The following is an 18018-nucleotide window of genomic DNA, read 5'->3' on the forward strand; positions in this document are numbered from 1 at the left end:
AGCGCCGGGAACCATCCCACCCCGGACCACTAAACTGACCCGCGTGAACGTCCTCCTCATCGGTAATGGCGCCCGCGAACACGCCCTGTGCCGCTCCCTGTCCCTCGACCCCGACGTCACCGCGCTCTACTGCGCCCCCGGCAACGCCGGCATCGCCGAGGTCGCCGAGCTGCGTCAGGTCGACCCCCTCGATGGCACGGCCGTGGCCGCGCTGGCCGTGGAGCTCGGCGCCGACCTGGTCGTCGTAGGACCGGAGGCGCCGCTCGTCGCCGGGGTCGCCGACGCCGTACGAGGCGCGGGCATCCCGGTCTTCGGCCCCTCCGGGGAGGCCGCGCAGCTGGAGGGCTCCAAGGCCTTCGCGAAGGACGTCATGGCGGGAGCCGGCGTCCCCACGGCACGCTCATACGTCTGTACGACTCCCGACGAGGTGGATGAAGCCCTCGACGCCTTCGGTGCCCCGTACGTCGTGAAGGACGACGGACTCGCCGCCGGCAAGGGCGTGGTCGTCACCGACGACCTCGCAGCCGCCGCCGCCCACGCGAACTCCTGCGACCGCGTCGTCATCGAGGAGTTCCTCGACGGCCCCGAGGTCTCCCTCTTCGCCATCACCGACGGCGAGACGGTCCTCCCGCTCCAGCCCGCCCAGGACTTCAAGCGCGCGCTGGACGGCGACGAGGGCCCGAACACGGGCGGCATGGGCGCCTACTCGCCGCTCCCCTGGGCCGACCCGAAGCTGGTCGAGGAAGTCCTCCAGACGGTCCTGCAGCCGACGGTCGACGAACTGCGCCGCCGCGGTACCCCCTTCTCCGGCCTCCTCTACGCCGGCCTCGCGATCACCTCGCGCGGCGTCCGCGTGATCGAGTTCAACGCCCGCTTCGGCGACCCGGAGACCCAGGTGGTCCTGGCCCGCCTGAAGACCCCGCTGGCGGGCATCCTCCTCGCCGCCGCCAACGGCACCCTCGCCGACCTGGAGCCCCTGCGCTGGAGCGACGACGCGGCGGTCACCGTGGTCATCGCCTCGCACAACTACCCCGGCACCCCGCGCACCGGCGACCCGATCACCGGCCTCGCCGACGTGGCCGCCGAGGACGCCCCGCACGCGTACGTCCTGCACGCGGGCACGAAGCGCGACGGCGACGCGGTCGTGAGCGCGGGCGGCCGGGTGCTCTCCGTGACGGCGACCGGCAAGAACCTGAACCAGGCCCGCGACCGCGCGTACACGGCCCTCGGCCGCATCCACCTGGACGGCTCCCAGCACCGCACGGACATCGCGGCGAAGGCGGCGGCGGGCGAGTAACCGTACAGTCACCGATGAACCCCTCGGGCCCCGAATCCGTCTAAGGATGCGGGGCCCGAGAGTCGTTCAAGGGCCTCCCAGCTGCCGCTTCCCTGCCACTCCGTCGTCGCCGTGCGTCACCCACCTCTCCCCAAAGCCATTCCATCGAGTGACCGATCCCCCATCCGGCTGACGAGGACCGGGCCCCCAACTATGGTGCGGCGCAAGCGTTCCGGCACTTGGCCCACCGGCATTGCGATGTCAGTGGTGGGTGCCACAGTGGGGGAGTGAGCAACGTCAGCGTGTGCGGAAACGGTGAGAAGGCAGGGGGTGGCATCCGGTCGTGACCGGTATGGGTGTGGAGGCGGGCGCGCAGGTCGCGCGTTCCCGGGCTCTGGCCGTGCTGCGCATCCGCAGCAGGGCCCTGGCCGTCGCCCTGCTGCCCGCGGCCGTCGCCGTCGTGCTGTGGGCCGGTGTCTCCACCGGCCACCTCGTGGGCGGCGGCTGGCACCTCGCCCGCTGGATCACGAGCGGCGCCGCGATCGTCGTACTCCTCGCGGCAGCCGTCATCGCCCTGGTCGTCGCCCGCGCCCGCCCGGCCATGAGCCCCACGGTCCCGATAGCCGAGGAATCGGCCCCGGACCTCTACCACCTGGTGCGCGACCTGGCCGACCGCCTGGGCGTCCCCGCACCCTCCGCGATAGCGCTCACCCCGGACTGCGACAGCTGGCTGGAGGACCGCACCCACCGCGCCCACACCCCGCCCCCGGCGGAGGACCGGGACGAGATATCGGGCGTACGAGGCCTGCGTCCCGCCCTCCAGGGGCAGCACCGGCGTGCGGCGGCGACGGCGGCGCCCGTCCTCGTGATCGGCTCGCCGTTCCTGTGGTGGATGCGCGTCGGCGAACTGCGCGCGGTCCTCGCCCCGGTCGTCGCGGGTACGGGCCCTTCTGCCCACCCGGACATCGCGGCGGCGCGGCGCTTCGTACGGGGCCTGGACGCGGCGGTGGCCGTGGCGGCTGCGCCGCAGCGCGGACCCGTGTCCCGTACGGCGCTCGCGGGCGTCGGCTGGGTCGCGAGGCTGCTGCTGCGCGGCTGTCGGGTGCACGCGGCCGAGATGGAGCGCGGGGTCGCGGTGGCCGCCGCCGAGCGTGCACAGGCTGTGGATTACGGGCTGCGGATCGTCGCACAGGAACAGGTCGGGCTGGCGTACGCGGGCTGGGACCGGCTGCTGACCCGGGTCGCGCTCCCCGCCTGGCGGATGGGCCGCTGGCCGGCCCGGCTGGACGCGGGCGTCGTCGCGGCGCTCACGGAACTGTCGCGCCGCGACCGGCTGGCCGAGGGCTTCACGTCCCGGCTGGGCGAGCGCCCGGCCTGCGACCTGCTCGAAGAGCCCGGCGCGATCGACGAGGCGGCCTCGCTCCTCGCCGCCCGCCTCTTCCACGGGGGTCCGGCCGAGCCCGGTCCTGACTGGGCGCCGGTGGACTGGCAGGAGTACCCGGAGGAGGTGGTCGACCGCAAGTGGCGTACGGACGCGGCACGCCTGCACCGGGTCCTGGACACGTTGGGCGTCCACCGCACGGCGACACCCACACGCCGGGACCCCGACGCCCCGACCCTCTCCCGCGTGATGAACCACTTGGCGACGCCGCAGACGCCTCAACCGTCCGCGAGGGAGACGGCGGACGAGGAGGAGTACGAGTACGAGTACGGTGACGGCGACGAGGAACGGGTGGGAAGCGAACGCAGCGAGGCTCTTGCCGCCGGGATCAGTGCGGAGGTCGCCCGCGAGGAGGCGGCGGCGCCGGCAGGCCTGGCCGGCCAGGGCCCGGAGACGTCCGTCTGGGACGACGGCGGGCTGCCACTCTTCCCTCTGCAGCCGCCGCGCACGGGGCGCGAGCTGCTCGCCGATCACGTCACCGCGATGGTGTGCTGCGCGGCGATGGACACGGCGGGGGCGACACCGGGCCTGGACTGGCTGGACGGCCCGTCGCTCCTCCTCAACGGCGAACGAGCGGCGGACCTGGGCCCAAGGGTCCTGACCCTGATAGAAAAAGGCGACCCGGCCCCCCTGGAGGCATGGCTCCGCACAACAGGAGTACGCCCGGAGAAGCCGGTACGCCTGGTGTGACCAGAGGGTTCTTTCGCCCCCGCCGCCCCTACCCGTCCCATCCTCGGGGGCGCTGCCCCCGAACCCCCGTATCGCGCTGAACGCGCTCGTCCTCAAACGCCGGACGGGCTGAAATGCCTGGGCCTGGGCTGAAAGATCAAGCACCGGCCGGCACCACATCTAGCCCGTCCGGCGTTTGAGGACGAGGCCGTTCAGGCCGAAAAGGGGGGTCTGGGGGCGCAGCCCCCAGGGATGGGAACGGGTAGGGGCGGCGGGGGCGAAGAAACAGGTCGGAGGACTCCCTTCCGCTTCTGGTCAATTAGCGACGAACGGTGACGGACTGCGTGCGTAATGTGATGTGCTGGGACCGATAGCGCACATGGCAATCGCTCGGGACATAAGACAGCGGGACACCAGCCCGCGAAGCGCAAGACCGCGAAGCGCAAGACCGCGAAACGCAAGACCACGAGACGCAACACCGCGAAACGCAACACCGCACGCACACAGCTGACGGGGGAGCCAGGGAGGGGAGCAGTCATGGGGTCGCAGCCGATCCGCCGCTGGGAGTCGGGAGCACTCGCGCACGCCGTCACGGACCCCTTCGGCCTGGGCCCCGTCCCCTGGCTCCGAGGCAGCGAGACCTACTTCGACGACACGGGCCACGTAGTCCCTTGGTACGTGGACCCCTTAGACCCCGCCCCCACCCCATACGGCACAGCCACCGCCAGAATCCCCAACCCCCGTACCTCCCGTACCCCCCGCACCGCCCCCCGCCCCACCGGCGGCCCCCGAGCCGCCGACGACGTACACCGGCAGATCAAGGGCTTCGCCTCCACCGGCCCCGCCGCCCCCGGCGAAGCCATCGACTTCCACATCACCGTCGACCCGCCGCAAGAGTTCGCCGTGGACATCTACCGCATCGGCCACTACGGCGGCGACGGCGCAGCCAAGATCACCACCAGCCCCCGCCTCTCCGGCATCGTTCAGCCCCCACCCCTCACCGCCGACCGCACGGTCTCCTGCCACCACTGGTGGCTCTCCTGGCGGCTCCAGATCCCGTCGTACTGGAACATCGGGGCGTACGTCGCCGTCCTCACGACCGCCGACGGCTACCGCTCCCACATCCCCTTCACCGTCCGCGACAACCACCCGGCGGACCTGCTGCTCCTCCTGCCCGACATCACCTGGCAGGCGTACAACCTCTACCCGGAGGACGGCCGCACCGGTGCGAGCCTCTACCACGCCTGGGACGACGAAGGCCGGCTCCTCGGCGAGGCCGACGCCGCGACGACGGTCTCCTTCGACCGCCCGTACGCCGGCGCCGGCCTCCCCCTCCACGTGGGCCACGCCTACGACTTCATCCGCTTCGCCGAGCGCTACGGCTACGACCTCGCCTACGCCGACGCCCGCGACCTGCACGCCGGCCGCGTGGACCCCACCCGCTACCGGGGCCTGGTCTTCCCTGGCCACGACGAGTACTGGTCCTCGGCGATGCGCCGCACCACCGAACTCGCCCGGGAGAACGGCACGTCCCTCGTCTTCCTCTCCGCCAACACCATGTACTGGCAGGTCGAGCTGGGCCCGTCCCCGTCCGGTGTCGCCGACCGCCTCCTCACCTGCCGCAAGCGTCGCGGGCCCGGGAAGCCCGCCCTCTGGCGCGAGATCGACCGGCCCGAGCAGCAGCTGATCGGTATCCAGTACGCGGGCCGGGTCCCCGAGCCCACCCCCATGGTCGTGCGCAACGCCGACCACTGGATGTGGGAGGCGACCGGCGCCCACGACGGCGACGAGATCGACGGGATGGTGGCCGGCGAGGCCGACCGCTACTTCCCGCGCACCCAGCTCCCCGAGCACGAGGACCGCATCCTCCTCGCCCACTCCCCGTACGCGGACAGCGAAGGAGCCCTCCGTCACCAGGAGACCTCCCTCTATCGGGCCCCCTCGGGCGCCCTGGTCTTCGCGTCCGGAACGTTCGCGTGGTCCCCCTCCCTGGACCGCCCCGGCCACGTGGACGCCCGTGTCCAACGGGCCACCGCGAACCTCCTGGACCGCATCTGCAAACGAGACTGAAACCCGGCCGCCCAACCCCTGGCGTCGATCGAGTCTCCGCATACGGGAGAATCGACCCACTTGGACATCACCACGGGGAGGAACCGTGTCCGGATTCGTAGAAAAGCCCGAGCCCCTCCAGGTTCCGGGCCTGGTGCATCTGCACACCGGCAAGGTGCGCGACCTGTACCAGAACGAGGCGGGCGACCTCGTGATGGTCGCCAGCGACCGTATCTCCGCCTTCGACTGGGTGCTGCAGACGGAGATCCCCGACAAGGGCCGCGTCCTCACCCAGCTCTCGCTCTGGTGGTTCGACCAGCTCGCCGACCTGGCCCCCAACCACGTCCTGAGCACCGAACTCCCGCCGGGCGCCCCCGCCGACTGGGCGGGCCGCACCCTGATCTGCAAGTCCCTGCGCATGATGCCGGTGGAGTGCGTGGCCCGCGGCTACCTCACCGGCTCCGGCCTCACCGAGTACAACGCGACCCGTACGGTCTGCGGCCTGGCCCTCCCCGAGGGGCTCACCGACGGCTCGGAACTCCCCGCCCCGATCTTCACCCCGGCCACCAAGGCCGCGGTCGGCGAGCACGACGAGAACGTGTCGTACGAGGAGGTCGCCCGCCAGGTCGGCGCCGAGCCCGCCGCCGAGCTCCGCCAGGCGACCCTCGCCGTCTACTCCCGCGCCCGCGACATCGCCCGCGACCGGGGCATCATCCTGGCCGACACGAAGTTCGAGTTCGGGTACGAGAGCACGGCGGCCGGGGAGACCCTGATCCTGGCCGACGAGGTCCTCACCCCGGACTCGTCCCGCTTCTGGCCGGCCGACCAGTGGGAGCCCGGCCACGCACAGCCGTCGTTCGACAAGCAGTTCGTACGGGACTGGCTCACGTCCGCCGCATCCGGCTGGGTCCGCGCCAGCGAGCAGCCCCCGCCGCCGCTCCCGCAGCTCGTCACGGACGCGACCCGCGCGAAGTACATCGAGGCGTACGAACGCCTGACGGGACTCAGCTGGAGCTGAGCCCGCCCGGAGCACGACGAAGGCCCCGGTCCACTGGACCGGGGCCTTCGACTGCTGAGCGGACGACCAGGTTCGAACTGGCGACCTCAACCTTGGCAAGGTTGCGCTCTACCAACTGAGCTACGTCCGCATCGCGTCCCGCACACTGTCGTACGAACCTGCCGTACGTGCCGTGGCGCGAGACCAACTATACCCAACCCCGACGCCGGGCGAGCCGCACCGCGGCATGCCGGTTCTCGGCCCCGAGTTTGGAAACGGCCGACGACAGATAGTTCCGTACGGTCCCCTGAGACAGCGCGGCCCGTTCCGCGATCTCCGCGACCGGAGCCCCGTCGGCGGCGAGTTCGAGCACCTCGGCCTCGCGCGCGGTCAGCGGGGAGTCCCCGGCGGAGATCGCGTCGGCGGCCAACTCGGGGTCGACGTAACGGTTTCCGGCGTGCACGGTACGGATGATCTCGGCGAGCCGCTGCGCGCTGACCGTCTTGGGGACAAACCCCCGCACACCGGCAGCCAGCGCCCGCTTGAGATGCCCCGGTCGGCCGTGACTGGTCACGATCAGCACCCGGCACTCCGGCAGTTCGGCCCGCAGCGTTGTGGCGACCTTCACACCGTCCGCGCCCGGCATCTCAAGATCGAGCACGGCCACGTCGGGCCGGTGCGCCCGGGCCATGGCCAGCGCCTCGGGCCCGGTGGCGGCCTCGGCGACGACCACGAGATCGTCCTCCAGAGCGAGCAGCGCGGCCAGCGCACCCCGGATGAGGTGCTCGTCGTCGGCGAGCAGCAGCCGCACACCACTCATGAGGTGACCTCACTCACAACGAACCCGGCACCGGAGCCGGACCCAGCTCCCGAACCCGAATCCGCAGGCAGCGACGCAGGCAGCGGCACAGTGGCGACCACCCGAAACCACCCCTCACCAGCACCCGTGCCCACAACCCCCGCCTCCAGCCGCCCATCCACAGCGGCCAACCGCTCCCGCAGCCCGACAAGCCCGGACCCGGCCCCCACCTCGGACGCGCCCCCGCCCGCGACCCCGTCGTTCTCCACGGTCAGCACCACACACCCGTCCCCCACCCGCACCCGAACCCCGCACCAGCCCGCATCCCCGTGCCGCAGCACATTGGTGGTCGCCTCCCGGACCACCCACCCGAGCGCCGACTGCACCTCCCCCGGCAGCCCGACCGCCGCCTCCCCAGTCACCTCGCAGGAGATCCCCGCGGCAGTCAACACACCCTGCGCGCCCAAGAGTTCAGCCCCCAGATCAGCCTCCCGATACCCCCGTACGACATCCCGTACCTCCCGCTGCGACTCGCGGGCGATGCGCTGCACCTCGATCATCTGGTCGACGGCCTCGGGCCGTTCGCGTCGGGCGAGTTGCACCGCCAGTTCGCTCTTGAGGGCGATCACCGCGAGGTTGCGGCCCATCACGTCGTGCAGATCGCGTCCGAACCGCAGCCGTTCCTCGGCGACGGCGAGCCGGGTCCGGGTCTCGCGGGCCTCGTCGAGTTCGTACACGACCTTGAGCAGCCAGACGGAGAGGGCGCTGGTGAACGTGATGAACCCGGCGGTGAGCAGCACCACGACGCCCGTGAAGACGGCTTCGTTCGCCGGGAAACCCACCAGGAGGGACATGGCGACCGAGCCCACGGCCAGGCCGGTGACTATCGCCAGCATCCGCGTCCGGCCGCGTATCCCGAGGGCGATGCTGCCCGCGCCGAAGCACACCACCCCGATGAACAGCGAGGCCGCGCCGGTCTCCAGGTCGTCGCCGCCCGTCCCGTGCCTGCCCAGGAAGAGGGCGCCGACGCCGATCAGCGCGGTGACGGCGCCGAGCACGGCCAGCAGCCGTACGGGCTGCTCCCGGGTCCCGCAGATCCAGTCCAGTGCCCGGGAGGCGGTCACCGCACACAGCACGGCGTGCACGCACACCACCAGCGACAGCCAGAGCGCGGGCCACCCGTCCAGCAGCCCCAGCACGGGCAGCCCGATCGCGGTGACCTCGACGAAGGCGATCATGTGGAACGTCCAGCGGGTGTACGTCTCCACCTTCGCCGGCGCGCTCTTGCGCCGCCACCAGCTCCCGGGCCTGCGCATGTCCTGTGCTCCCCGTCCCGTCAGTGCCGAGGTTCCCAGCGGAACCACCGTCGTACAGCAAACACCGACAGCACGGTCCAGGCCAGGCCGGTCACGACGGCGCCCAGGGCCTCGTACGCCGACAGGTCACCGGTCCAGGCGCCGCGTACGAGGGTGATCACGGGCGTCAGCGGCAGGAGTTCGCAGAAGGAGGCCAGCCGGTCGGGCAGCACCTCCAGCGGGACGGTGATCCCGGAGCCGAGGAACGAGACGAGCATCAGCGGCAGCGAGGTGACCTGCGCGCTCTCGGTGGTCCGGCTGAGGCTCGCGGTGAGCGCGGCCAGCGCCGTACACAGCACCAGGCCCAACAGCAGCCCGATGAAGGCGAGTTGGGGCGCCGGTGGCGCGTCGAGGTCGAGCAGGACGGCACAGCCGACGGCCAGCAGCACACTCTGTACGAAGCCTGTCGCGACCGCCGGGAGCGCCGATCCGGTGAGTATCTCGACGTCGCGCAGCTCACCGGTGCGCAGCCGCTTGAGTACGAGTTCCTCGCGCCGGGCGGTGTAGACGCCGACGAGGGCCGCGTACACGGCGAACAGCAGCGAGAAGCCGACCGAGGCGGGCAGAATGACCGTCCCCGTACTGAGCCCGGCCTCCTTCAGGTCCATCCCGTCGGCGGCGGACCACGCACTGAACGGCAGCACCAGCGGCACGAACAGGGCCGCGACGAGCGTCCCCTTGTTCCGCAGGAACAGCGCCGCCTCGGCCCGGGCCAGGGCCCGCATCCGCCCGGCGGGAGTGGTCGTACTCCCGTCCGTACCGACGCGATCGACAACCGCGCTCACGCGACACGCTCCTCAGCCACGACGGAACCCGTACTCTTCACGCCCGCGGACGCCTCCCGCGCGATCCGCAGGAACGCCTCCTCCAGCGAGGCCGACCGCACGTCCAGCCCCCGCAGCTCGACCCCGGCCCCCTCGGCCCACATCAGCAACCGCGTTGCCGCGCGCTGGAGTTGATGGGTGCGCAGTCGCACGACGCGCCCCTCCTCCTCGTACCCGCTCACGCCGAACGAGTCGAGCGGCGGCAGGTCCCCCACGAAGTACCCGGTGGGCAGCTCGAAGGAGATCCGGGACGGCTGCGAGGCGGTCACCTCGGCGGGCGTACCGGCGGCGGCGATGCGCCCCTCGTGGAGGATGGCGAGCCGGTCGGCGAGATCCTCGGCCTCCTCCAGGTAGTGCGTGGTGAGCAGTACGGTCGTACCGCTGGCGCGCAGTTCCCGTACCAACTCCCAGGTGTCGCGGCGCCCTTCGGCGTCGAGGCCGGTCGTCGGTTCGTCGAGGAACAGCACCTCGGGGTCGCCGAGGAGGGCGAGCGCGAGGTCGAGCCGCCGCCGTTCACCCCCGGACAACTGCTTCACGCGTACGCCGGTCCGCCGCTCCAGTCCGACGAGCGCGAGCGCCTCCGCCTCGGGCCGCGCGCCGCTCGTACACCCTGCCCACATCCGCGCGGTCTCGCCGACGGTCAGGTCGGACGGAAAGCCGCCCTCCTGGAGCATCACGCCGGTGCGCGGCCGTACGGCGGCCCGCTCGGCGTACGGATCATGGCCGAGCACCCGCACCCGCCCCCCGGCCGGTGGCGCGAGCCCCTCCAGCAGCTCGACCGTCGATGTCTTGCCCGCGCCGTTCGTGCCGAGCAGGGCGAAGATCTCCCCGCGGCCCACGGAGAAGGACACCCCGCGCACCGCCTCGAACCCGCCCCCGTACACACGCCGCAGGTCAGTGACCTCAATCACGTGTTCGCGTTCGTTGGTTTCCATGCCTTCAGCATCCGGGCCGGAAGGAGGGGAGGGCAGTGCGCGGTGTCATCAGCGCGCATGACAAATGTCAGACGTCGATGGAGCTGGAGCTGGAGCCGATGGAAGTGGTGTCTGGGAACACGACGAAGGCCCCGGTCCATTGGACTAGGGCCTTCGACTGCTGAGCGGACGACCAGGTTCGAACTGGCGACCTCAACCTTGGCAAGGTTGCGCTCTACCAACTGAGCTACGTCCGCATTGCCTCCAGTCGGCTTTCACCGACTGGCGCGAGCACCAGCCTACCTGATCCACAAGTGTGGTCGGACCGGCGATGCAGAGCGGGTGACAGGAATTGCACACTGCGCCTTCCCCCTGGAAGGGGGATGTTCTACTACTGAACTACACCCGCAAGCCTCCGTGAGCCGGGCCTTTCGGCCTTGCCCCTCGGCGTGCTCCAGACTCTAGCTGATCAGCAGGGGGGCAACGCAAGTCGGTTGCGCCGAGGGGCTCCTGAGGCTCCGCAGGGGTACTGCTGGGGGTACTACTGAGCAGCCGTGAAGGCCTCGTACACCTTCTTCGGGATGCGCCCGCGGGCCGGCACGTCGAACTTGTTGGCGAGGGCCCAGGCCCGCACCGCCGCCGGGTCGGGGGCGACCTCCGTCTGCTTGTACGCCTTGCCGGAGCGCGACCGCTTGCGGCCGGCCTCCACGTACGGCTCCAGGGCCTTACGCAGTTTCTTGGCATTGGTTTGATTCAGGTCGATCTCGTACGACTTGCCGTCAAGTCCGAAGGCGATCGTTTCCGCCGCTTCCGAGCCGTCGATGTCGTCGGAGAGTGTGACCACGACACGCTGAGCCACGAATATCGGTCCCTTCGTGCGACACCTCTGCTACGACGTGCGAAGACGTCGGGAGATGTCGGCTGTCCGACTGTTATTGGGCAAAGTATCGGCTAATGCCTTTTCCTTTGTACAGTGCCCGGCATTGCAATGGGAAGCCCGACTAAATCTGTCCGTGTGTCTCCCGCGCAATAGACATCCTGGATGCGAACCCGGATCTTTCCCAGAACTTTTCGTGTTGGCGCCGGTCCGATACCGGATCGTGATGCCGTTCTCGTCGGTTCCCGTAGATTCCTACGAATCTACCCGCGTAGAAATTTTGTACGGGTAGTCTGAAGCGACCTGCTCAGCACCACACACCGGGAGTGCCAGTGGCACGCGTCGTAGTCGACGTCATGCTCAAGCCGGAGATCCTCGACCCCCAGGGCCAGGCGGTGCAGCGTGCACTGCCGCGTCTCGGTTTCGACGGTGTCTCCGACGTACGTCAGGGAAAGCGATTCGAACTGGAAGTTGACGGACCGGTGGACGACGCCGCGCTCGCCCGCATCCATGATCTTGCGGAATCCTTCCTCGCCAACACCGTGATCGAGGACTTCACCGTGAAGGTGGAGGAGATGGTGGGGGAAGAGAAGTGACTGCTCGTATTGGAGTCGTCACCTTTCCGGGTTCGCTGGACGACCGGGACACTCAGCGCGCGATCCGGCTCGCGGGTGCGGAGCCGGTGGCTCTCTGGCACAAGGACAAGGATCTCAAGCAGGTCGACGCGGTGGTTCTGCCGGGCGGATTCTCGTACGGCGACTATCTGCGCGCGGGTGCCATCTCCCGTTTCTCCCCGGTGATGGAGTCGGTCATCGAGCAGGCGAAGTCGGGCATGCCGGTCCTCGGCATCTGCAACGGCTTCCAGATCCTCACCGAGGCGCATCTCCTCCCGGGCGCGATGCTCGGCAACAACCACCTGCACTTCATCTGCCGCGACCAGAAGCTGCGGGTGGAGAACGCGGACACGGCCTGGACCGTCGACTACGACGCCGGCCAGGAGATCCACATCCCGCTGAAGAACATGGACGGCCGGTACGTCGCCGACGAGTACACGCTCGACGAGCTGGAGGCGGAGGGCCGGGTGGTCTTCCGGTACCTCGACTTCAACCCCAACGGCTCGCTCCGCGACATCGCCGGCATCACGAACGCCGCCGGGAACGTCGTAGGCCTCATGCCGCACCCGGAGCACGCGGTCGAGCCGCTGATCGGCAGCGGCCGCACGGACGGCCTCCCCTTCTTCACCTCGATCCTCAAGAAGCTGGTCAACGCATGAGCCGGACGCCTCTGGACACGGTCGAGCACGCGGCCGAGACCCCCGACGTCGAGCTGCCCTGGGCCGAACTCGGCCTGAAGAAGGACGAGTACGAGCGGGTGGTGGAGATCCTCGGCCGCCGCCCGACCGGCGCCGAACTCGCCATGTACTCGGTCATGTGGTCCGAGCACTGCTCCTACAAGTCGTCGAAGGTGCACCTGCGCCAGTTCGGCGAGAAGGCTCCGCAGAGCGACGCGCTGCTCGTCGGCATCGGCGAGAACGCGGGCGTGGTCGACGTCGGCCAGGGCTACGCGGTCACCTTCAAGGTCGAGTCGCACAACCACCCGTCGTACGTGGAGCCCTACCAGGGCGCGGCCACGGGCGTCGGCGGCATCGTGCGCGACATCATCGCGATGGGTGCCAGGCCGGTAGCTGTGGTGGACCCCCTGCGCTTCGGTGCGGCCGACCACCCGGACACCAAGCGCGTGCTCCCGGGCGTGGTGGCGGGCATCGGCGGCTACGGCAACTGCCTGGGCCTCCCGAACATCGGCGGCGAGGTCGTCTTCGACGCCTGCTACCAGGGGAACCCGCTGGTCAACGCCGGTGCGATCGGTGTCATGCGGCACGAGGACATCCACCTGGCGAAGGCGTCGGGCGCGGGCAACAAGGTCATCCTGTACGGGGCTCGTACGGGCGGTGACGGCATCGGCGGCGCGTCGATCCTGGCGAGCGAGACCTTCGACGACGCCAAGCCGAGCAAGCGCCCCGCCGTGCAGGTCGGCGACCCCTTCCAGGAGAAGCTGCTCATCGAGTGCACCCTGGAGGCCTTCAAAGAGAAGCTGGTAGTCGGCATCCAGGACCTGGGCGCGGCGGGCCTCTCCTGCGCCACGTCCGAGCTGGCGTCCAACGGCTCCGGCGGCATGCGCGTGACCCTGGACGACGTACCCCTCCGCGACTCGACGCTCTCTCCTGAGGAAATCCTCATGAGCGAGTCGCAGGAACGCATGTGCGCGGTCGTGGAGCCGGAGAAAGTCGACCGGTTCCTGGAGATCTGCGACAAGTGGGACGTGATCGCCACGGTGATCGGTGAGGTCACCGACGGCGACCGGCTCGAAATCTTCTGGCACGGCGGCAAGATCGTCGACGTCGACCCGCGTACGGTCGCGCACGACGGCCCGGTGTACGAGCGCCCGTACGCCCGCCCGGACTGGCAGGACGCCCTCCAGGCGGACGACGCCAACAAGCTTGCGCGGCCGACGAGTTCGGATGAGCTGAAGGCACAGGTCGTCCAGTTGGTGTCGTCCCCCAACCAGGCGTCGAAGTCCTGGATCACCTCCCAGTACGACCACTTCGTGCAGGGCAACACGGTGTTGGCGCAGCCCGAGGACTCCGGGATGATCCGCGTCGACGAGTCGACCGGCCTCGGTGTCGCCATCGCGACGGACGGCAACGGCCGCTACGCCAAGCTGGACCCGTACGCGGGCGCCCAGTTGGCGCTGTCGGAGGCGTACCGAAATGTGGCGACGACAGGCGCGAAGCCCCTCGCCGTCTCCGACTGCCTGAACTTCGGTTCGCCCGAAGACCCGGCGGTGATGTGGCAGTTCGCGGAGGCGGTACGTGGACTCGCGGACGCCTGCCAGCAGTTGGGCACGCCGGTGACGGGCGGCAACGTCTCCCTCTACAACCAGACGGGCGAGGTCGCCATCCACCCGACCCCGGTGGTCGCGGTCCTGGGCGTGATCGACGACGTGGCACGACGCACTCCGGTCGCGTTCCAGGAGGAGGGGCAGCTGCTGTACCTCCTCGGGGACACGCGCGAGGAGTTCGGCGGCTCGGCGTGGTCGCAGGTCGTGCACGACCACCTGGGTGGCCTGCCCCCGAAGGTCGACCTGGAGCGTGAACGCCTCCTCGCCGAGATCCTGATCTCCGCGTCCCGCGACGGCATGATCGACTCGGCCCACGACCTGTCGGACGGCGGTCTGATCCAGGCGGTCGTGGAGTCGGCGCTGCTCGGCGAGAAGGGCGCGCGTCTGGTCGTACCGGACGGGCTCGACGCCTTCACCCTCCTGTTCTCGGAGTCGGCGGGCCGTGCGGTGGTCGCGGTTCCCCGCTCGGAGGAACTCCGCTTCAACGACATGTGCGGGGCGCGGGGGCTGCCGGTGACGCGGATCGGTGTCGTCGACGGCGACTCCATCGAGCTGCAGGGCGAGTTCACGCTCACGCTGGCCGAACTGCGCGAGGCGCACGAGGGGACGATTCCGGCGCTGCTGGCGTAGTCGCCTTTGGCTGTACGAGGTTGAGGTCCCGTCCGGGTTCGGGCGGGACCTTCTCGCTAGCTGGTCAGGGGGGTTATGGGTTACGGGATGTTCTCGCTCGGCGCGCTGGCCTTGCTGCTGCTCGCGCTCGCCTTTGCCTGGGTCGTCCTCGGGGTGCACGCCCTGCTTCTCGGCCGAATGCCGGGCAACTGGCTCCAGCGGCACGTGAGGCAGCCCAGGCTCTGGGGAGCGGGCGCCCTGCTGATGGTGGTCAGCTGGAACGCCGAGTCACTGTCACTGCTCGCCGTCGGCGTCGGCCTGGTCGCGCTGGGGCATGTCATGAAGTCCCAGTGACGACGCACCTGTTGCGCCTACTGCAGTTCGGTATCGGCATACGCGAAGTCGTACGCGCCCCAGTCCGTGAGCAGGCGGTAGCCGATTCGCTTGTAGAGGGCGTTGCTCGTGGGGTTGTTCGGGTCCGTGTACAGCACGATGTCCGTCGCGCCCGCCTCCAGCGCCGCCCGGGTCACCTCGACCGTCACGGCAGCCGCGTAACCGCGACCGCGGAGGTGGGCCGGGGTGTAGACGGGGTCCACCCGGACCTGGCCGCCGACCAGGGGGTTCACGCCCGCCATGGAGACGGGTGTGCCGTCCGGTGTCTCCCAGTAGGTGTAGGTCTTCTCGCCGAAGCGGGTGCCGGCCCAGGTGTCGGCGTTGATGGTGATGTCTTCCCCGAAGAACTCCGCGGCCTCACGGCACCACTGCATCAGGTGCTCATGGTCCGCCTCGCCCACGAGTCGGCCCCGCCCCGCCGGCACCGGCTCCGGCGGGGTGAGCGTGCCGAGGCGGTACAGGTGGATCCGGGTACTGAACGTCGGCGTCGCGCCCGTGTGCCGCTGCCAGGCCTCGGCGAAGACGGTCGCGGTGTCGATGTCCCCGCTGACGCCCGGAAGCCGGTGACCGAAGCCGACCAGATGGGCGGCGAGACCGTCGGCCTGCTCGGGGGTGAGGGAGGTGACGCTCAGGCGCTTCTGCGGGGTGAGCCGGAGGAAGGCGGCGGTGACCTCGCCGTCCTGCTCCAGCCGGCCGAAGACGGGGTCCTGGGCGGTGCTCGCGCCCGGCCCGTCCGTACGCACCTGCTCGATGGTCGTCAGTGCGGTGGTATGCAGAGCGGGCCTTGAGCGCAGGAAATCCCCGGCGAGGGCAGAGAACTCGTGCACGTCTTCGGTGAGGTACCAGCCATCCGATCGCATGCCTCATGGTTTCGGATCTACGTCGCCGCCAGCAACGCGATTGCCGTCGGGGCCCGGCGAAGAATGGCTGGTTGATGCGGCGCAGGCCGCGCACGCGTACGTGGTCCGACCAGGCCCGGTGCCCTGGTCAGCCGTGCCCAGGGCGACCAGCGGGGCGTTGCCGGGCTGTTGGCAGAGGGCGCAGATGTGGGTCCTGCGGAGGCACGCGGAACACATACGGCCGGTGTTTTCGAGGGTCCCATAGCGCAGGAACGGGGCGCGGCCGACCTTGCACACGTCACAGAGTGGCTCGTTCTCGACGCTGACGACGACATCGTTCACGTGGCACTGGCGCTCGGTGGAGTCGGCGAGCCGTACCCAGACGAGGTCGTCCGCGCCATCGGCCTCCGGGTAACCGGACCCGACCTGCACGACGACGCCCTCGACGGGCTCGGGCGCCTCACGCTCACGGAGGAAGGGCGGGACGAAGGCGGTGCCCTGGACTCGGTCACCCAGGATGAAGGGGACGTCGGTGAGGGCACGGTTTCGGCGGTGAGGCTCAGGGGTGGTCATGGGGACAACGGTTCCGCCGTTCCAGTAGCTAGGCAATCGAACGTAGAAATTCCACGAGAACTGGCAAATGCCAGAAAGTTGGTATGTGGCTGCGCAAGGAGGGCAAGGGCTGCCACACTTAGTTCACAGGCCGTGACTTGATGGGCACAAGGCGTCAAGTGACAGGCATAGTCGTAGTGTTGGCGGGCATGACCGCAGAAGGGGCGGGCACGGTGGCAACGAAGACGGGGCCGACGATCCGACGGATGCAACTCGGTCAGGAGCTGCGGAGGCTGCGCCAGAACGCCCTTCGGGATGACGGTGAAGGCAACGGCATGACGTTGGCGCAGGCCGTGAAGGGGCTCGGCTTCACGGAGTCGAAGCTGTACCGCGTCGAGAACGGTCTGACGGGCCTCCCCAAGGTCCAGGACCTCAAGGAACTCCTCGACCGGTACGGGGTGACAGATCCGGATGACGTGGATTTCCTGTTGGAGGTCCACAAGAGTTCGCTGCACCGGGGCTGGTGGTCGCCGTACCGGAGCCTCATGCCTTCGGGGTTCGGTATGAGCGTGGGGCTGGAGGGGGATGCCAAGATCTTGCGTGCCTACCAGCCGGACAGGATGTTCGGGCTCTTCCAGACCGAAGCGTATGCGCGGGCCCAGTTCGAGATCGCCAAGCCCATCGATGAGCGGACAACCGAGTTCGTCGAGCGGAACGTTGAGATTCGCATGCGGCGCAAGGAGGCCATCCTGCGCAGCGACCGTCCCGTCGAAGTACACGCGGTCCTCGAAGAGGCGGCGGTGCGGCGCGTCTACGGCAGCTCGGAGGTCATGCGTGAGCAGTACGCGCACCTTGCGGAACTTGTCGGGTTGGATCACGTGACCGTGCAGATCCTGCCGATGTCCCAGCCTGTCTACCGGTCCGCGGACAACTTCATCCTCATGGAGTTCGATCCGCCGCTGCCCCGTGTGGTCAGTATCGACACCCTGGACACCGTGAGCTTGACGGGCAAGGACACGGAACTCTGGCGGTATGCCCGCAGGTTCGAGGCCATGGCAGCCGGGGCGTCCGCGCCAAGGGAGACCCCTGGGTTTCTGGAGCAACTAGCACGAGAGATGGAACCGAGATGAGCACCCGCCGAGATGCCCGTGAACCTGCCCTGGAAGCAGCCTGGTTCAAGTCCTCGTACAGCAGCGACGCGGGTGGCAGCTGCGTCGAGATAGCGCCCCTCGCCTCAGCTCATGTCGCCGTCCGTGATTCCAAAGTCCCATCCGGACCCGTGCTGATGCTGCCCCTGACTGCGTTTGCTGCTCTGACCGCTTACATGAAGGGAACAGATCGATGAATGGAACCTGGTTCAAGTCGTCCTACAGTGACGAAACAGGCGGCACCTGCGTAGAAGTCGCCCACCTCACCCCCACCCCCGCATAGGCGTCCGCGACTCCAAGCACCCCCAAGGCCCCACCCTCCTCCTCCCCCCACAAGCCTTCGCCGCGCTGCTAGACCACCTCCGGAGTTGACCCCCG

Annotated in this window: 19 protein-coding genes and 3 tRNA genes; 12 read left to right on the forward strand and 10 right to left on the reverse strand. The window is 69.6% G+C overall.

Annotated elements, in window-relative coordinates:
* The first annotated feature begins 43 nt into the window (after nt 1-43).
* From purD to LUX31_RS23730, 4 genes are all read left to right on the forward strand, one after another.
* Entirely contained in the window at nt 44-1297 is a 1254-nt protein-coding gene (gene purD / locus LUX31_RS23715) for a phosphoribosylamine--glycine ligase (RefSeq protein ID WP_235476979.1), read from the forward strand.
* A gap of 331 nt (nt 1298-1628) precedes the next feature.
* Nucleotides 1629-3407, forward strand: coding sequence for a hypothetical protein (locus LUX31_RS23720; RefSeq protein ID WP_235480030.1), 1779 nt, complete (start codon nt 1629-1631; stop codon nt 3405-3407).
* Nucleotides 3408-3923: 516 nt separating this feature from the next.
* The gene (locus LUX31_RS23725; RefSeq protein ID WP_235476980.1) at nt 3924-5456 is read left to right on the forward strand and encodes a N,N-dimethylformamidase beta subunit family domain-containing protein; all 1533 of its coding nucleotides are present in this window, start codon (nt 3924-3926) and stop codon (nt 5454-5456) included.
* Nucleotides 5457-5541: 85 nt separating this feature from the next.
* Nucleotides 5542-6453 (forward strand): phosphoribosylaminoimidazolesuccinocarboxamide synthase, encoded by a 912-nt coding sequence (locus tag LUX31_RS23730; RefSeq protein WP_235476981.1) that lies wholly within the window; start codon nt 5542-5544, stop codon nt 6451-6453.
* Between the two features lie 57 nt (nt 6454-6510).
* Here LUX31_RS23730 and LUX31_RS23735 read toward each other — a convergent pair.
* From LUX31_RS23735 to LUX31_RS23770, 8 genes are all read right to left on the reverse strand, one after another.
* Nucleotides 6511-6583: transfer RNA gene (locus LUX31_RS23735), tRNA-Gly, on the reverse strand.
* 57 nt (nt 6584-6640) lie between these two features.
* Nucleotides 6641-7252 (reverse strand): response regulator transcription factor, encoded by a 612-nt coding sequence (locus LUX31_RS23740; protein WP_235476982.1) that lies wholly within the window; start codon nt 7250-7252, stop codon nt 6641-6643.
* Nucleotides 7249-8547, reverse strand: coding sequence for a histidine kinase (locus LUX31_RS23745; RefSeq protein WP_235476983.1), 1299 nt, complete (start codon nt 8545-8547; stop codon nt 7249-7251). Before LUX31_RS23745 ends, LUX31_RS23740 begins: the two co-directional genes overlap by 4 nt.
* A 20-nt stretch (nt 8548-8567) precedes the next feature.
* Nucleotides 8568-9311, reverse strand: a complete 744-nt coding sequence (locus LUX31_RS23750) for an ABC transporter permease (protein WP_235480031.1) — start codon at nt 9309-9311, stop codon at nt 8568-8570.
* A 56-nt stretch (nt 9312-9367) separates the two neighbouring features.
* Entirely contained in the window at nt 9368-10345 is a 978-nt protein-coding gene (locus LUX31_RS23755) for an ABC transporter ATP-binding protein (RefSeq protein ID WP_235476984.1), read from the reverse strand.
* Between the two features lie 163 nt (nt 10346-10508).
* A tRNA-Gly gene (locus LUX31_RS23760) sits at nt 10509-10581 on the reverse strand.
* 80 nt (nt 10582-10661) lie between these two features.
* Nucleotides 10662-10733: transfer RNA gene (locus LUX31_RS23765), tRNA-Gly, on the reverse strand.
* A 132-nt stretch (nt 10734-10865) separates the two neighbouring features.
* Nucleotides 10866-11183 carry a histone-like nucleoid-structuring protein Lsr2 gene (locus tag LUX31_RS23770; protein WP_235476985.1) on the reverse strand — a complete coding sequence of 106 codons (318 nt, stop codon included), beginning with the start codon at nt 11181-11183 and terminating at the stop codon, nt 10866-10868.
* A 350-nt stretch (nt 11184-11533) separates the two neighbouring features.
* On the opposite strand from LUX31_RS23770, the gene purS reads away from it, so the two are divergent.
* The 4 genes from purS (at nt 11534) to LUX31_RS23790 (ending at nt 15062) form a co-directional block, all read left to right on the forward strand.
* Entirely contained in the window at nt 11534-11797 is a 264-nt protein-coding gene (gene purS, locus LUX31_RS23775; protein ID WP_235476986.1) for a phosphoribosylformylglycinamidine synthase subunit PurS, read from the forward strand.
* On the forward strand, nt 11794-12474 hold the full coding sequence (gene purQ / locus LUX31_RS23780; protein WP_235476987.1) for a phosphoribosylformylglycinamidine synthase subunit PurQ: 681 nt from the start codon (nt 11794-11796) through the stop codon (nt 12472-12474). Before purS ends, purQ begins: the two co-directional genes overlap by 4 nt.
* Nucleotides 12471-14729 (forward strand): phosphoribosylformylglycinamidine synthase subunit PurL, encoded by a 2259-nt coding sequence (gene purL / locus LUX31_RS23785; RefSeq protein WP_235476988.1) that lies wholly within the window; start codon nt 12471-12473, stop codon nt 14727-14729. Before purQ ends, purL begins: the two co-directional genes overlap by 4 nt.
* Nucleotides 14730-14816: 87 nt before the next feature.
* The gene (locus tag LUX31_RS23790; protein WP_235476989.1) at nt 14817-15062 is read left to right on the forward strand and encodes a hypothetical protein; all 246 of its coding nucleotides are present in this window, start codon (nt 14817-14819) and stop codon (nt 15060-15062) included.
* A gap of 17 nt (nt 15063-15079) precedes the next feature.
* On the opposite strand, the gene LUX31_RS23795 is transcribed toward LUX31_RS23790, so the two are convergent.
* Together LUX31_RS23795 and LUX31_RS23800 are read right to left on the reverse strand one after the other, a co-directional pair.
* The gene (locus LUX31_RS23795) at nt 15080-15961 is read right to left on the reverse strand and encodes a GNAT family N-acetyltransferase (protein WP_235476990.1); all 882 of its coding nucleotides are present in this window, start codon (nt 15959-15961) and stop codon (nt 15080-15082) included.
* Between the two features lie 3 nt (nt 15962-15964).
* Complete coding sequence (locus LUX31_RS23800) at nt 15965-16513, reverse strand: hypothetical protein (RefSeq protein ID WP_235476991.1); 549 nt, start codon at nt 16511-16513, stop codon at nt 15965-15967.
* A gap of 188 nt (nt 16514-16701) precedes the next feature.
* On the opposite strand from LUX31_RS23800, the gene LUX31_RS23805 reads away from it, so the two are divergent.
* Genes LUX31_RS23805 through LUX31_RS37950 form a run of 4 tightly spaced genes read left to right on the forward strand, consistent with a single transcriptional unit; the run spans nt 16702 to nt 18012 of the window.
* Nucleotides 16702-17622, forward strand: coding sequence for a helix-turn-helix domain-containing protein (locus LUX31_RS23805; protein WP_235476992.1), 921 nt, complete (start codon nt 16702-16704; stop codon nt 17620-17622).
* Nucleotides 17619-17837: a DUF397 domain-containing protein gene (locus LUX31_RS23810; protein WP_235476993.1), complete on the forward strand. Its 219-nt coding sequence runs from the start codon at nt 17619-17621 to the stop codon at nt 17835-17837. The genes LUX31_RS23805 and LUX31_RS23810 overlap by 4 nt, the downstream gene beginning before the upstream one ends.
* A complete protein-coding gene (locus LUX31_RS37945; RefSeq protein ID WP_443045991.1) occupies nt 17834-17923 on the forward strand; it encodes a DUF397 domain-containing protein in 90 nt (29 codons plus the stop codon). Before LUX31_RS23810 ends, LUX31_RS37945 begins: the two co-directional genes overlap by 4 nt.
* Entirely contained in the window at nt 17920-18012 is a 93-nt protein-coding gene (locus LUX31_RS37950; RefSeq protein WP_443046069.1) for a DUF397 domain-containing protein, read from the forward strand. The genes LUX31_RS37945 and LUX31_RS37950 overlap by 4 nt, the downstream gene beginning before the upstream one ends.
* The last annotated feature ends 6 nt before the right edge of the window (nt 18013-18018 follow it).

The organism is Streptomyces sp. GQFP, assembly GCF_021545335.1.
Classification (GTDB): Bacteria; Actinomycetota; Actinomycetes; order Streptomycetales; family Streptomycetaceae; genus Streptomyces.

Coding starts and splice junctions, on each gene's coding strand:
- LUX31_RS23810 (WP_235476993.1), top strand. CDS start 17,619: ATGAGCACCCGCCGAGATGCCCGTGAACCTGCCCTGGAAGCAGCCTGG.
- LUX31_RS23720 (WP_235480030.1), top strand. CDS start 1,629: ATGGGTGTGGAGGCGGGCGCGCAGGTCGCGCGTTCCCGGGCTCTGGCC.
- LUX31_RS23750 (WP_235480031.1), bottom strand. CDS start 9,311: ATGCGGGCCCTGGCCCGGGCCGAGGCGGCGCTGTTCCTGCGGAACAAG.
- LUX31_RS23745 (WP_235476983.1), bottom strand. CDS start 8,547: ATGCGCAGGCCCGGGAGCTGGTGGCGGCGCAAGAGCGCGCCGGCGAAG.
- purL (WP_235476988.1), top strand. CDS start 12,471: ATGAGCCGGACGCCTCTGGACACGGTCGAGCACGCGGCCGAGACCCCC.
- LUX31_RS37945 (WP_443045991.1), top strand. CDS start 17,834: ATGAATGGAACCTGGTTCAAGTCGTCCTACAGTGACGAAACAGGCGGC.
- LUX31_RS23805 (WP_235476992.1), top strand. CDS start 16,702: ATGACCGCAGAAGGGGCGGGCACGGTGGCAACGAAGACGGGGCCGACG.
- LUX31_RS23800 (WP_235476991.1), bottom strand. CDS start 16,513: ATGACCACCCCTGAGCCTCACCGCCGAAACCGTGCCCTCACCGACGTC.
- LUX31_RS23790 (WP_235476989.1), top strand. CDS start 14,817: ATGTTCTCGCTCGGCGCGCTGGCCTTGCTGCTGCTCGCGCTCGCCTTT.
- LUX31_RS23740 (WP_235476982.1), bottom strand. CDS start 7,252: ATGAGTGGTGTGCGGCTGCTGCTCGCCGACGACGAGCACCTCATCCGG.
- LUX31_RS23725 (WP_235476980.1), top strand. CDS start 3,924: ATGGGGTCGCAGCCGATCCGCCGCTGGGAGTCGGGAGCACTCGCGCAC.
- LUX31_RS23795 (WP_235476990.1), bottom strand. CDS start 15,961: ATGCGATCGGATGGCTGGTACCTCACCGAAGACGTGCACGAGTTCTCT.
- LUX31_RS23755 (WP_235476984.1), bottom strand. CDS start 10,345: ATGGAAACCAACGAACGCGAACACGTGATTGAGGTCACTGACCTGCGG.